Below are 13,848 nucleotides of genomic sequence, written 5' to 3'. Positions count from 1 at the left end.
GAGGCAATGACAGAAGCTCTCGGCCCGGCCGCACGCGCGGGCGTTCCCGCCACCGCGGCAGAGCTGCAGGCGAGCCTGCGCGGCGTCGGGTATCTCGCCGGCGACGACCTCGCGATGGCGGCCTTCCTGGCGCTCCGGCTGGGCCGACCCCTTCTCCTCGAGGGGGAGAACGGGGTGGGCAAGACCGAGATCGCCCACGCGTTCTCCCGGCTCCTCGGCCGGGAGCTCGTCCGTCTGCAGTGCTACGAGGGCATCGACGCCAGCCAAGCGCTCTACGACTGGCACTACCCCCGGCAGCTCTTGGCGGTGCGGGAAGGTCAGGGGCACCGCGACGTCTTCACGCGGGAGTTCTTGGTTGCCCGACCCTTGCTCCGGGCGCTGGAGCAAGGAGCGGGCGCCGTCCTGCTCATCGACGAGCTCGACCGGGCCGACGATGAGTTCGAGGCGTTCCTGCTCGAGCTGCTCTCTGACTTCGCGGTCACGATCCCGGAGGTAGGGCAGGTCCGGGCAGCGGAGCCCCCGCTCGTCATCCTCACGTCCAACCGCACCCGCGAGCTGCACAACGCGGTCCGCCGGCGTTGCCTGTACAGCTGGGTGGCCCACCCGGACCCCGAACGCGAGCTGGAGATCCTCAGGCTCCGGGCGCCGGAGGTGCCAGAGCCGCTCGCGGTCGAGGTCAGCGACGCCGTCGCGCGGATCCGTGGCCTCGACCTTGCTCACCGTCCGGGTGTCGGCGAGGCGCTGGACTGGGCGAGCGCGCTGCACATGCTGGACGTCATGTCGCTGGACCGCGAGACGGCGCGCTCGACCTTGGCGGCGCTCGTCAAGGACGTCGACGACCAGCAGACGGTGCTCGACAACCTCGAGAGCGTCCTCCCCGCGGAGACGTAGATGGTCGGGCTGGTCGCGGAGAACGGCCGACACGAGGGGGATGCGACACGAGCGGGCACGGCTCAGATGTGCGCGGACCTCTCCGCGGCGCTGCGCCGGTATGGCGTCGAGGTGGGTACGGCGCAGAGCTTGACCTTCTACGCGGCCGTCCACGAGCTGGGTGACTTCTCCCTCGCCGAGCTGTTCTGGGCCGGCCGGGCCGTCCTCGCCTCAGATCCCGCCGCCTACGCGCCGTACGCGCTGGCGTTCGCCGAATGCTTCTCTGGCGTGGGGGCGGGGGAGGACTTGCCACCGGCCGCCCGCCCACCCCTGGCCGTCTTCGCCGAGGAGGCGGACCAGAGTGGCCGGCCCCCCAGGACGCTGGCGGTCGGCGAGGAGGTGCTCGAGCTCCCCGAGGAGGCCCGCGTTATCGCCAGCGCGGCCGAACGCCTGCGCGCGAAGTCGTTCGCGGCGATGACCGCGGAGGAACGCCGCGAGGCCGCGAGGATGATCCGGGAGATGCGGCTGCGTCTCGACCGCCGGCCGAGCCGGCGGCGGACCACGGCACGGACCGGCCCCTTCCTCGACATGCGCGGGACACTGCGGCTGCTGCTGTCCACGGACGGCGAACCGACGCGGCTGGGGCGACGCCGTCGGCGCATCCGGCAGCGGCCCGTCACCTTCCTGGTTGACGTCTCCGGGTCGATGGCGGCCTACGGGCAGGCGATCTTGCGGTTCGCCCACGCGCTGATGCGCGTGGGCGAGCGGGTGGAGGTCTTCACGGTGGGGGTGCGCCTGCACCGGGTCACCGACGCGCTCCGGTCCTCCTCCGCGGACCGGGCGCTGGAGCGCGCGGGCCAGGCCGTCAGCGACTGGGACGGCGGCACCCGCCTGGCCAGCTCGTTCTCCGCGCTGCTCCGCCGCCGTCACGGTCAGAACGCCCTGCGCGGCGCCGTCGTCGTGATCTGCTCCGACGGGCTCGACCACGACGACCCCGTCGAGCTCGCCGCGGCGATGGCTCGCTTCCAGCGCCTATCCCACCGGCTGGTGTGGCTCAACCCGCTCAAGGCGGACCCGCGCTACCGGCCGCTGGCACGCGGCATGGCCGCGGCACTTCCCTACATCGACGACTTCCGCGCCGGCCACAACATCGCCAGCCTCGAGGGGCTGACCCAGGTGCTGGCCGGTCGCGGCTCGAGCAGCAAGAAAGGCGGCCGTCCGTGAGAGACATCCTTGACGAGGTGACTGCTTGGTACCGCGCGGGCACACGGTTCGCGCTGGCGACGGTGGTGCAGACCTGGCACTCCTCGCCAAGGTCCGCGGGCGCGGCCATGGCCGTGTCCGAATCCGGCGAGGTCGTCGGGAGCGTCTCCGGAGGATGCGTCGAGGGCGCCGTCTTCGAGCTCGCCCAGGAGGTCATCGCCACCGGCGTCCCGGCCCGGGAGACGTACGGGGTGTCCGACGGTGACGCCTTCGCCGTCGGGCTGATGTGCGGCGGCACGCTCGAGGTCTTCGTCGAGCTGGTCACCGTGGACCGGTTTCCCGATCTCCTCGACGTGGCCGACGCCGTGAGCCGCCGGAGTGCGATGGCCGTCGCCACCGTCATCGGCGCCCCCGGCGCCGTCGGTGCGCACATCGTTCTCACCGAGGACGCCGCGACGGGGTCCGCGGGAGCAGCGGCCCTCGACCACAGCATCGCGGAGATGGGACGCGGAATGCTCGCCCAGGGCCGCAACGGCGTCATCCATCTCGGCATGAACGGTGAGCACAGGATGGACGACGTCAGCGTCTTCGTCGAGTCCTTCGCCCCATCACCGGAGATGATCGTCTTCGGCGCCATCGACTTCGCTGCCGCCGTGGTACGCATCGGCAAGTTCCTCGGCTATCACGTCACCGTCTGCGACGCCCGCCCGGTGTTCGCGACGCGGCGGAGGTTTCCCGACGCCGACGAGATCGTCGTCGAGTGGCCGCACCAGTACCTCGCGCGCCGGACGGTCGACGAGCGAACCGTCCTGTGCGTCCTGACCCACGACCCGAAGTTCGACGTCCCGCTGCTGGTGCAGGCCCTGGGGACGAAGGCGGGCTACATCGGGGCGATGGGGAGCAGGCGCACCCACCTGGACCGACTCGAGAAGCTTCGGGAGGCCGGGGTGGGGGAGGCAGCGCTCGCCCGGCTCGCGTCCCCGATCGGCCTAGACCTGCGGGGCCGGACGCCGGAGGAGACAGCGGTGTCCATCGCGGCGGAGATCATCGCCTTGCAGTGGGGCGGCACCGGAAAGCGGCTGACGGAGCTGTCGACGCCCATTCACGCCTGATGCGACGTCTGGGCGGTCGCGCGGACAGGGGAGGGACTTTGGATCAGGTGGACCACGCTGAGTGCTGCTCCGATGAGATCGGACAGCAGTACACGATGATGCGCAAGCCCGCGCTCAGCTGGAGCCCGCCGTCCCACCAGCACACCCCAGATCGGGCCTGCACCGGGGAGCCGCTCTCGTGAGCGGCGGAGACCTGGTTGGCACGGCGGGAATCGTGCTCGCGGCTGGCGCCGGCACGCGGTACGGCTGTCCGAAGATCCTCGTCCCGGGCTTCCTCGATGCCGCGCTCGGAGCGTTCGACGGCGCCGGGGTGACGAACGTCCGCGTCGTAACTGGGGCCGCCCGTATTGATCTGCCGTTCGACGTCGGCGAAGTCTTCTGTCCGCGTTGGCACCGTGGCATGGGTGCCTCCCTGCGCGCCGGCCTCGAGGCTGTGGAGCCGGAGGTTGATCGCGTCCTCGTCCACGTCGTCGACTGCCCAGATGTCGACGCACGCGTAGTGGCCCGTGTCTTGGCGCAGGACGCCACCCTACCGGCCAGAGCCGTCTTCGAGGGGCGGCCGGGACACCCGGTGTCTCTGCCTCGGCATCACGTCGCCGCGCTGCTGGCGGTCCTCGACGACGCGGCCGGTGCCGGCCGCTACCTCGCTGCTCTGCCAGACCTTGTGCGTGTCGAGTGCGCAGATCTGGCATCCGGCCGCGACATCGACGTTCCGACGGCGGGCGCGCCGATGTGGCGCAACTAGGTCGCTCTCGTCGACGACACGCTTACCGGGCTGCCCTTGCGCCACTTTGCGGACCCAACTGAAGAGGGTCCGTGGCTGCGGACGACCCGTGCTCTGTAGAGATTCCGGATGGTGGGTGCTTGCCCACCCGAGATCAAGACGTGACCGTCAGGGTCTCGCCACCTTCAACTCGGCGGGGGAGCGCGCAGGCGTCCTCATTCCCAATGGTGGTTCCCCGCAGCCTCCGGGCTCACGACGATTCTGCAGGTCCGGGTGAGTTCGAACAGTTCAACGTCTGACTCGCTCGGGGGAAGCCTCGCGCTGAGTGGAGTCCACGCGAGTTCCACGCGTGAGCCCAGATTCCACGCGAGTTCCACGCGTCTGCCGCCACCGGATGACCGCGATTGACGATGTTCACGAGCGGTGCGACCCTGGAGTCGGCCCGCTGAGAACCGTTGATATTCCGCTAATTGTGGAGGTCACGATGTCGGCAATGGGCGTTTCAGACAACGGACTCCGGGAGTGCCGGGACTTGTGAACCAGCGGGAGAAGGTCGGGGGTTCGAATCCCCCTAGCTCCACTTCCGGAAGGTCCTTGACCGGGTGAAAGCCCAGGTCAGGGACCTTTCCGATTTCCGGAGGGCACCGACGCGGAAGCCGGTGACCAGGTGTCCTCACGAATGTCCTCACGAATGCGCAGCCTCACGGTGGCCACGGTTGGGATCGGGTGCCTCGCTCTCGAGGTGGGCCCGGCACACCTGAGGGGCATGGAACCCACCTCGGAACCCCCTTTGGACCACGTGCCGCTGTGGACGATGGACGACCTGGCGGAGAAGCTGCGGATCTCCAAGGCGACCATCCACACCTGGCGCAAGCGCGGCACCGCCCCCAGGGCGTACCGCATCGGCCGGCACCTGATGTTCGCCGAGGCCGACGTGCGCGCCTGGCTCGCCGAGCAGGAGGCGACCCAGGTCGAGCAGCGTGGCACCGACTCGGGCTGGTGATCGCGATGCAGCCCCTCAAGCCCGGCCAGCAGGGCGCCATCTCCTACCGCGCCACGAAGTCCGGCGGCTGGGAGGCTCGGGCACGGCTGAAGCTGTTCAGCGGCGCCGAGACGCAGATCTCCCGGACCCGGAAGACCAAGGCGGCCGCCCGGCTCGCCCTGCAGGACGCCGTCGCCGAGCAGCTGCAGGCCCCCACCGGCTCGGCCGAGCTGAAGTCCGACAGCCGGGTCGGGCTCGCCGCGCGGCAGTGGATCAACGAGCTGCGCGCGCAGTCGGAATGGCCCAACCCGCCCATCCGCGCGCAGACCATCGACGAGTACGAGCGCCTCCTCGGCAACCACCTCGTGCCCGCGCTGGGCAAACGGCGGCTCCACGAGCTCTCCCCGTCGGTGTGCCAGGCCTGGGTCAACTCCATCGTCGCGGCCGGCAAGGGCCGCAAGCGCGACATGGTCGTCACCGCCAACCAGGCCGGCGCCGTGTTCAGGCGAGTGCTCGACCGCGCCGTCGTCCACGACGCGCTGCGCATCAACCCCATGCTCGCGGTCAAGCTGCCCCAGCCCGCCTCCCCGGTGCCCCGGGCGCTGACGGCGATCACGGTCTACCGGCTGCGGCGGGCGGTGCGGGACTGGGAGGCATCCCGGGCCGACAGCCGGGGCCGAGGCCCACCGGCATCCTGCCCGCCGCGGTCGACGTCATGCTCGGCACCGGGCTGCGTATCGGCGAGGTGCTCGCGTTGTTGTGGGAGAACGTCGACCTCGATGCCGTCCGGCCCACGGTGACCGTCGAGGCCACCCTGGTCGACGTCAAGGGCAGGGGCACGCTGCGGCAGGAACGGCCCAAGACGGCCGCGGGGGAGCGGACGATCATCATTCCGCCGTTCACCGTTCAGGCGCTGCTCGCGCTGCGACCGGCCGGGGGGGGGGGGGGGGGGGGGGGGGGGGGGGGGGGGGGGGGGGGGGGCCCCTATCGGGTTCGTCAAGCGGCGAGCGGTTGGGGTGCGTCGTAGAGGGTGCCGTCGCGGAGCATGGCGAACAGGACGTCACAGCGGCGGCGGGCGAGGGCGATGAGGGCCTGGTTGTGTCTCTTGCCCTCGGCGCGTTTGCGGTCGTAGTAGCGCCGGGAGATGGGGTCGCTGAGCGAGGCGAAGGCGGCGAGGAAGAGCGCGCGTTTGAGGACCTTGTTGCCGGCCCGGTTCGGGTGCTCGCCGCGGATGGAGGTGCCCGAGCGGCGGGTCACCGGGGCCAGGCCGGCGTAGGAGGCCAGGTGGGCGGCGGAGGTGAAGTCCTTGCCGGCGAGCTCGGTCAGGAGCCGTGCGGTGGTCCTGATGCCGTTGCCCGGCATCGACATCAGGACCTGGTGAAGAGGGTGGTCACGCACCAGTTCCTCGACCTTCAAGGCGACGTCGGCGCGCTGGGCGCGCAGCTCGGCGAGCTGGGCGGCCAGGCGGGGCAGCACGATCCCGGCGGCGGAGGTGCCGGCGACGACCACGGTCTGCTCGGCCAGGGCGGCGGTGATCTCCTCGGCCAGACGCTTGCCCAGGCGCGGGGCGCGCTTGGTCAGGCGTGCCGCGATCCGCTTGGTCCCGGCGGCCTTGAGGTCGGCCGGGGTGGGCCAGGTCTGGATTAGGTCCAGCACGGCCGGGTGGTCCAGGTGCCTGCCGAGCACCCGCTCGAGGGCGGGGTGGATCTGCGTCAGCAGCCCGCGCAGGCGGTTAGAGGTGGCGGTGATCTGCCCGCGCAGGTCGTCGTCGAACCCGCAGAGCATGGTCAGCTCGGCGACCTGCTCGTCGGCCAGCTCGATCGAGCGCAGCGTGTGGGGCATCGTCCGGGCGGCCTCGGCGATGATCAGCGCGTCGCGGGCGTCGGTCTTGGCCTGGCCTGGGTGCAGGTCCGCGATCCGCCGCATCGACAGCCCGGGCAGGTATCCCACCAGGGCGCCGGCGTCCCGGGCGACCGCCACGGGCAGGGCGCCGATCGTGGCCGGCTGGTCCACGACCACCAGCACCGGCCCGTGCGCGGCGAGCTCGGCGAGGATCGTCCGCAGCTTCGCCTCATCGTTGGGCAGCGCCTTGTCGAACAGGACCTTTCCGGCCCGGTCCAGGGCGACCGCGTGGTGCTCGCTCTTGCCGACGTCGAGGCCAACGAAGACCTCGACCTGGTGGTGTTCTTGGATCACCCATGACCTCCCTAGCCGCTACGAACGGGACGCTGGACTGTCCGCGGTGGCTGGATGTCGGCATCCACGTTACGAAGGCGACTCCGCACCCCGATCAGGGTGTCTGGCCCGGCCCCTATCAGCGATCACCAGCCACCTATGGGCCTCGGCGGCAACACCCCCCGGATCATCGATGACTGGGGGCAAAGAGCCATACCGAGCCCGACAGGCCAGCACCCCCGATCCAACACGACCCCGAGGGCTGCGAAGAAGGTAACGGGGCCGGGCGGGTGGCCGGTGTTCCCGGCCCGGCAGTTCCAGAACGCCGACGGCCCGCCGCCGCCGCGGACCACCAACAACGTCCGCAGCAGCCTGCGCCAGGCCCTTCAGGCCGCCGGGATCGAAGACAACATCTACCCGCACCTGCTGCGCTCGACCGTCGCCACGTTCGTGGCCCGGAGGATGTCGGTCGCCGACGCCGGCGCCCTGCTCGGCCACCGAGCCGACTCGAGCGTGACGACGCGGCACTACATCGAGCGGCTGCGGCTCGCGCCCGACACCTCGGCGGTGCTGCAGGCCCTCATCGAGATCGGGGAGGCCGAGGCGCGGGCGGAGGAGTCCGGCGGCTGGGAGGAAGTCCCGCCGGACGACGGCGAGTTTCGTGCGGATCAATCAGCCGGCCTCAGTGCCAGACGTGTGGCCGGCGAGAACGACGCCTCCCAGACTGCCAAAGCCCGTCGCAGGGAGCAGCGCCGAGCAGCCGCCCGAGCCGACGACCACGCCGCGCCGGACCATCCGCCGTCAACGACCCCGCCCGCACCCTCCCCGCCGCCGGTCGACGCCGAGAGCCCGCCCGCCTCGCGCACGACGGAGCGGCCATCTGGCGGAACGTCGGCCGGGGAGCGGGTGGCCGCACGGTGGACGCAGGGCGAGCTGGAGTGGGGGTAGGTGATGTTTCCATGGGTCCCCACTCGTCTGGCACCAGAGTCGCTGGTTTCGTCCGCACGAAACTGGGGTGGTCGCGATGAGGGACGTTGAGATCGTCGAGGTCACCGGGCGACGCTGCCCCCGGTGCGGCGAGCCCGTCCCGGCCAAGCGCACCGGCCGACCCGCGAGGTGGTGTTCAGAGCGCTGCCGGCGCGCCGCGTCGGAGGAGAAGCGCGCCGCCGAACGAGGCGCGATCGCCAAGGAGGTCGTGCCACAGGTCCAGATGCTCCAACCGGTCCTGCGCTGCGACCGGTGCTACTCCCACGACACCGGCGAGAAGTGCGTCCACACCGTCACCGGCTCGCCCGCCTCGATGGCCTACGTGCTCGAGAACCTGCCAGAGAGGGCGTCCATGCACCTCTTCGACGACGCTGAGAGATGGGGCGAGGTCCTCGACGCCTTCGACGGGCTCGCCGAACAGATCCGGCGCTGGCGGGCCGGACGCAAACAACCCACTGGGCTCGCGCAGCGCCTGGCATTGGCTCCGTCGCCCGTCGGGCCTCGGATCAGGACGGAGCAGAACCGTCCCACCGTCCGCATCACCGACCGGGTCCAGCACGCGATCGTGGACCAGCTGCAGGGCAGGACGGCCGATCACCAAAGCAGGCTTCACGGCATCGACGACTGCGTGGACCGCGTCCTGGCCACGCCCACGGCCAGCGCCCGGGTGGTCCAGGGCCTCGTCGGCCGACTGTTCATGGCGGGTGAGCGCTTCGACCCGCGATGGTCGAGGGTGACGAAGCTGTTCGAAGAGATCGCCGCCTTCCAGAGCCGCAAGGGGTAGCGCGTCCAGCCGCGAAGGATCTCCGCCACGCCGAGACCACGCGAATTGCGCGGAGCGGACAGGTGATCATCGGCTGTGGCGGTGTTGCCCGCCGTCGCTTCCCGCCGTGCCCCGATCGCGGCCGTCTTGTCAGGGCTCGGGTTGATTGCCACGGTGCTGTCATGCCCAATCCGCGACCCTTGCCACAGGAACGGGGAAGCAACACCGTCGAGGCTGGAGGATGGCGCGGCGGAGCGACTACACGGCTGGGGCGAATCGCCCCAGCCTGAAATCTTCATGTCCCCGTAGATCCTTCTCACCCTCGCCCAGATGGGGGGGCGACGAGCCCGTCGATGCGGACCGCAACTACCCCGTGTACGCCGGCGCCGCCCGCTTGCACCGCCTCGACGGCGTGGGCTGTGGCTGTACGGGCCGTTTCGTCGTTGCTCCCGCCAGACATCTTCCAGGAGACGCCGCTGCAGCGGATGGAGGTCGTCGGTGACCTCAGTGCGGTCACGCCCTTCCAGGAGGTGGCGCGCACCGTCGAGGGGCAGCGGGCCTCACGGTGACCACGGAACTCGATCGAGCACCACGCCGTTTACGAGCGCCCGCTCGGCCTTCGCGGTCCTGACTGCTTTGTGATTGTCAAGGGCGTTCTGCCTGAGTTCACGTCCTGACATCAACTGGTGCCTTAGCGCAGGGAGCTGGGTGCGGATGATCGAAGCACCCATCCCCACTGCTGTCGCGCTGTCCAATGCGGCTCCTTGGGCGGGCGAGACCCACACCTGCAAGCGCCTCGCCGAGACATTGAACAGAGGTGCGGGACACGAACCGGGCATGGAGGCCCAAATTGAATCCGATTAGGAGACACGCCATAGTATCGGGTGGTGACGGAAAGTAGCCCGGGCGGCAAGGGCGGGGAAGGTTCGCCGGCCAACCAGATCGGCGTCCAAGTGCTTGCGGGCATCTTGCCTTCGCTCGCAGTCAATTTGGTGTCCGCGGAGCTTCAGTTGCCGTTCGTTTGGACCTTCGCGCTAGTGCTTGCCTCCATCGTTCTTCTCGTGGTGGCTGCAACGGCACACCCAGGGCAAGGCAGGGATCGTCGCCTACCGGCTGTTCATAAGGAATCGCTGGAGTTGGCGCAGTTCGCTCTCGTGTCCCTCGTGATTGGAGGTGTTGTCGCCGGGCTCTCTTTGATTCCTATGGGCACGGCACGGCTGTTCGAAATTTCAGGCTTGGGACTATTCACAAACTACGAGCTTCTTACTGTCGTGATCTTGACGCTCATGGCGAGCGTCTCCGCCCACCGAACGCGAAGACTGATTTGGTGGGTTACCTTCCTCGTCGCAGCAATTACGGGTGCCACGACAGTTTTCGTCCAGTTTGGACCAGATGTGAGCGCGCCGTGGGGTTACGGGCCAGCGCCTATGGACCCATGGCGCACTTTGTTCGGGTGGAGTGTGGTATCGGCCCTGATCACCTCTGCGATCGCGTATTTTCGGCGCGCACTCGCCCTATTCGCCAAGTTCTGGAACTTTCCGAATCCGCACGCTTCGACGGCGAACCAAGGGTTCGGTTCGTCCGATGAGCTCCGCCATGATTCGGGAGCCGAAGTGTCCATGGCAGACGACGAGCAATCGCTGTCGCCAGGCGAGTCAACTGCTGATCAGACTCAGTGAGGCTCGGCGTCTGATCACCGAACGTGGGAGGCACCGCGCCCGCACCATCCCGGAAGGGCTTTCTGCATGAGGTGATCGGCCATGGGTGCGGGGTCCGGCTACCGCTCTCCATGCCCAAGGTTGTACAACGCCTGCTGAATCTTCGTGATCGCTTCTTGGTCTCCGTCGATTTCCGCGAGCTTCTGTGCAATTCGCCTTACGGACCATCCCGTGTGGCTTTGGAGGAACGCGGTGTGATCCAGCATTCCTGCTATCAGCCGCGACCAGGCATCGGGTGCCAGAGCGAGGCTCGCTTCGTCGAGGTAGACGCGTAGCGGGTGGCTCGTTTGGGCGAAGCCGACTTTTGCCTTCAGGAGAAGGTCTGCAGCCTCGTTGAGGTCCTGAGGTTCTGGAAGCGTCGCGACCCATGAGAGGAGTGCTGTAGCTTCGGCCGAAGCGAGCTTTTTCGGCAGGCCCCCTACTCGGTTGATTAGGTGTGGACGCATCCAGCGCTTCCACAACGAGGTACGCGCATCCCGCGTGCGTCGCGGTCGTGCGCAGCCTCAGGGAGCCGCAATCGCGCTCCGTGTCAGCGACACCAGAGCGGCTGCCATCTCGTCGTTGCTGAATGACTTGCCCGAGCGGGACGGCCAGAAGCGAATGTTGTTCAGGGCTCCCAGTACGAACCGCGTGAGCAGGCGCTGGTCCATGTCGCTACGGACGTCGCCGTCGGTCTGGGCGGACGTCAACAGTTTCGCGATGTGCTTCTCGAACGCCCGCCCCCAGGCCTGTGCCTCGGTCAGCCGATCGCCGGTCAGCTGATTGCGCTCGCTGAAAAAGATGTTGGCCCGGTCGATGTTGGACAGGTACCAGGTCGAGGACCGGCGCACGTACTCCAGGAGCTCCTCGAATGCGGACAGGTCCAGGGCCGCGACCTCGTGCTCGATCTCCACAACCTGCTCGTGCGACTCCTCGAGGATGCGGAAGAGCAGTTCCTCCTTGGACCGAAAGTAGTGGTACAGGCTGCCCTTGAGGACGCCCACACGGTCAGCGACTTCCTGGATGGACGTCGCCGCATACCCCTTCTGGGACATCACGGTGATCGCGGCAGCGATGACTGCACTGTCCCGGTTCCGCCGCTCGGTGGGTGCTGCGCCATTGGGCCGCCGGCTTCGGCCGGCCGTCGTTGCCGTCATCGTCTGTTTCCCTTGCCGAGAGTGCGTGGTGCCTAGCGCCGTGCGCGACGGTATCGACCAATCGCTTGTTTGATTCTATCATCCGGATGTACGCGACCTGCCGACGGGGGCAGTCACGTCGTGCCAACGATAGGGAATCCCTTGGAAACTGTCTCGATCACCATGGTGGAAGACGTCGCCGTCCTGACCATCGACAATCCACCGGTCAACATGGGCAACGCGACGCTGCGTCGTGACCTCTACGATGCGCTCGGGGCGGCCGGCCCGGACGTCGTCGGCGTAGTCATCATCGGCGCCGGTCGACACTTCTACGCGGGCTCGGACATCTCCGAGTTCGACGGACCGCTCATCGACCCTCAGTTGCCCGCCGTGATCGAGGTGATCGAGTCGCTGCCGGTGCCGGTGGTCGCCGCAATCTCCGGGCTGGCGCTCGGAGGGGGCCTGGAGCTGGCGCTCGGGTGTGATGGTCGGATCGGAGCGACGAGCGCCCGACTCGGCTTTCCGGAGGTGACGCTGGGCATCCTTCCCGGGGCGGGCGGAACCGTCCGCGCGGCCCGCCTGCTAGGCGTGCCCACCGCCATCGACCTCGTCGCCAGCGCGCGGCAGGTCGACGCCGACGAGGCCCTCGAGCTCGGCCTCCTCGACCACGTGGTTCCGGCCGAAGACCTGCTCGCCCGGGCCGTTGACCTTGCCCGGTCCCTCGCCGGGAAGAGTCGACTCCGTGACCGGTCAGTCCCGCACGCGAACCCCGAGCAGGTCGAGGAGGCCGTCGCCCGGCACGCCCGGAAGGCACGGCCCAACGTCCTCGAGGCGGTCGGGATGGTCCGCCGCTCCGCCGAGGTGGACGCCGGTCTGGCGCTCAGTGAGGAGCGCGCGATCTTCGAGCGGCTGCGGGTGAGCGAGGAGGCGGCCAACCTGCGGTACCTGTTCTTCGCCAAGCGCGCCGCCGCCAAGGCGTTGCGCGGGAAGGTGGCGCCCCGCCCGGTACGCACGGTCGGTATCGCCGGTGCGGGCACGATGGGCGCCGCGCTCGCGCGTGCCTGCTCGGGGGCCGGCTATCGCGTCGTCCTCTTCGACACCAACCCTGCGGCCCTTGCGCGGGTGGCCGGCGCGATGCCGGGCCTGACGACGACCGAGACGGTGGGCGGCCTGGCTGGCGCCGACCTCGTGGTCGACGCCGTCTTCGAGGACATGGACGTCAAGCGCGACCTCTTCGCCGAGGTCGAGCGACACGTCGCCCCGGGCGCCGTGCTCGCCACCAACACCTCCTACCTGGACATCAACGAGATGTCCCGCTCGCTTGAGTATCCGCGGCGCTTCGGGGGCCTGCACTTCTTCAACCCGCCGGACCGCAACCCCCTCGTGGAGCTCATCCGGGCGGAAACGACCGACGACGTCACCGCCGCCACCCTCGCCGACGTGGTGAAGGCGCTGGGTAAGACCGGCATCCCCGCCGGCGTGGGAGACGGGTTCGTCGCCAACCGCGTCTACGCCGATTACCGCACGCAGGCGGAGTTCCTCGTCGAGGAGGGCGCCACCCCCGAGCAGGTCGACGCCGCCATGGTCCAGCTCGGCCTCGCCATCGGGCCCTTCGCGGTGGCTGACATGTCAGGCCTAGACATCGCCTGGGCCCGCCGGAAGCGCATCGCACCGACCCGCGACCCGCTCCAGCGCTACGTCGACATACCCGACCGGCTCTGCGAGGCCGGCCGTCTCGGCCGCAAGACCGGTGCCGGCTGGTACGGCTATCCCGATGGGGCGCGGCGCGGCCTCCCCGACCCCGACGCCGTCAGGATCATCGAGGAGGCCCGGGCCACCAAGGGCATCGCCGCCCGCAGCATCGACGACGGCGAAATCCGTGCGCGCATCCTGGCCTCCATGCTGTGCGCGGCCGTACAGCTCATGGAGAGCGGCGTCGCGCAACGCGCCTCGGACATCGACGTCGCCCTCACCGAGGGCTTCGCCTTCCCCCGCGCAACCGGCGGTCCCCTGCGCCTGCTCTCGCGCTGGGAGGAGGACGACGTGATCGCGGCGCTTACCGCGGCCTACCGCTCCTGCCGCGTGACCTTCGCCCTTGCCGAGCCGGCCACACGCGGGGAGCTGCCCCAGGCTGTCCGCGCGGTGCTACGGCAGGTGGCTCCGCACGAGATGTTCGAGCGCGCGGCATCGAGATGACCG

13 protein-coding genes are annotated in these 13,848 nt (G+C 69.4%); 11 read left to right on the top strand and 2 right to left on the bottom strand.

Annotation, left to right across the window (positions count from 1 at the left end):
- Positions 1–6 precede the first annotated feature (6 nt).
- The 6 genes from GD970_RS07975 (at position 7) to GD970_RS07950 (ending at position 5,691) form a co-directional block, all read left to right on the top strand.
- Positions 7–891 carry an AAA family ATPase gene (locus GD970_RS07975; RefSeq protein WP_152202356.1) on the top strand — a complete coding sequence of 295 codons (885 nt, stop codon included), beginning with the start codon at positions 7–9 and terminating at the stop codon, positions 889–891.
- Positions 892–1,020: 129 nt separating this feature from the next.
- On the top strand, positions 1,021–2,094 hold the full coding sequence (locus GD970_RS07970; RefSeq protein WP_211489657.1) for a vWA domain-containing protein: 1,074 nt from the start codon (positions 1,021–1,023) through the stop codon (positions 2,092–2,094).
- The gene (locus tag GD970_RS07965; protein WP_152202355.1) at positions 2,091–3,185 is read left to right on the top strand and encodes an XdhC family protein; all 1,095 of its coding nucleotides are present in this window, start codon (positions 2,091–2,093) and stop codon (positions 3,183–3,185) included. The genes GD970_RS07970 and GD970_RS07965 overlap by 4 nt, the downstream gene beginning before the upstream one ends.
- Before the next feature lie 178 nt (positions 3,186–3,363).
- On the top strand, positions 3,364–3,930 hold the full coding sequence (locus tag GD970_RS07960) for a nucleotidyltransferase family protein (RefSeq protein WP_226925225.1): 567 nt from the start codon (positions 3,364–3,366) through the stop codon (positions 3,928–3,930).
- 745 nt (positions 3,931–4,675) lie between these two features.
- Complete coding sequence (locus GD970_RS07955) at positions 4,676–4,912, top strand: helix-turn-helix transcriptional regulator (RefSeq protein ID WP_152202354.1); 237 nt, start codon at positions 4,676–4,678, stop codon at positions 4,910–4,912.
- 5 nt (positions 4,913–4,917) lie between these two features.
- Positions 4,918–5,691 carry a tyrosine-type recombinase/integrase gene (locus GD970_RS07950; protein WP_152202353.1) on the top strand — a complete coding sequence of 258 codons (774 nt, stop codon included), beginning with the start codon at positions 4,918–4,920 and terminating at the stop codon, positions 5,689–5,691.
- Positions 5,692–5,887: 196 nt separating this feature from the next.
- Here the strand turns inward: GD970_RS07950 and GD970_RS07940 are convergent, their stop codons facing one another.
- Positions 5,888–7,087 carry an IS110 family RNA-guided transposase gene (locus GD970_RS07940; RefSeq protein WP_405002568.1) on the bottom strand — a complete coding sequence of 400 codons (1,200 nt, stop codon included), beginning with the start codon at positions 7,085–7,087 and terminating at the stop codon, positions 5,888–5,890.
- Positions 7,088–7,363: 276 nt separating this feature from the next.
- Here GD970_RS07940 and GD970_RS07935 point away from each other — a divergent pair, with 276 nt between their 5' ends.
- The 4 genes from GD970_RS07935 to GD970_RS07925 all read left to right on the top strand — a co-directional run bounded on the left by GD970_RS07935 (position 7,364) and on the right by GD970_RS07925 (position 10,495).
- Positions 7,364–8,014, top strand: a complete 651-nt coding sequence (locus tag GD970_RS07935) for a site-specific integrase (RefSeq protein WP_170297158.1) — start codon at positions 7,364–7,366, stop codon at positions 8,012–8,014.
- 76 nt (positions 8,015–8,090) lie between these two features.
- On the top strand, positions 8,091–8,837 hold the full coding sequence (locus GD970_RS07930; protein WP_152202351.1) for a hypothetical protein: 747 nt from the start codon (positions 8,091–8,093) through the stop codon (positions 8,835–8,837).
- A gap of 422 nt (positions 8,838–9,259) precedes the next feature.
- Positions 9,260–9,385: a hypothetical protein gene (locus GD970_RS22465; protein ID WP_264372233.1), complete on the top strand. Its 126-nt coding sequence runs from the start codon at positions 9,260–9,262 to the stop codon at positions 9,383–9,385.
- Positions 9,386–9,703: 318 nt separating this feature from the next.
- A complete protein-coding gene (locus GD970_RS07925; RefSeq protein WP_152202350.1) occupies positions 9,704–10,495 on the top strand; it encodes a hypothetical protein in 792 nt (263 codons plus the stop codon).
- A 542-nt stretch (positions 10,496–11,037) separates the two neighbouring features.
- Here GD970_RS07925 and GD970_RS07915 read toward each other — a convergent pair.
- Positions 11,038–11,670, bottom strand: a complete 633-nt coding sequence (locus GD970_RS07915) for a TetR/AcrR family transcriptional regulator (RefSeq protein ID WP_152202348.1) — start codon at positions 11,668–11,670, stop codon at positions 11,038–11,040.
- Positions 11,671–11,811: 141 nt separating this feature from the next.
- On the opposite strand from GD970_RS07915, the gene GD970_RS07910 reads away from it, so the two are divergent.
- On the top strand, positions 11,812–13,845 hold the full coding sequence (locus GD970_RS07910) for a 3-hydroxyacyl-CoA dehydrogenase NAD-binding domain-containing protein (RefSeq protein ID WP_211489656.1): 2,034 nt from the start codon (positions 11,812–11,814) through the stop codon (positions 13,843–13,845).
- Positions 13,846–13,848: the final 3 nt, after the last annotated feature.

It is taken from the genome of Georgenia thermotolerans, from assembly GCF_009193185.1.
Classification (GTDB): domain Bacteria; phylum Actinomycetota; class Actinomycetes; order Actinomycetales; family Actinomycetaceae; genus Georgenia; species Georgenia thermotolerans.
Note: the sequence above shows the minus strand (reverse complement) of the source record. Positions and strands in the feature narration are given on the sequence as shown.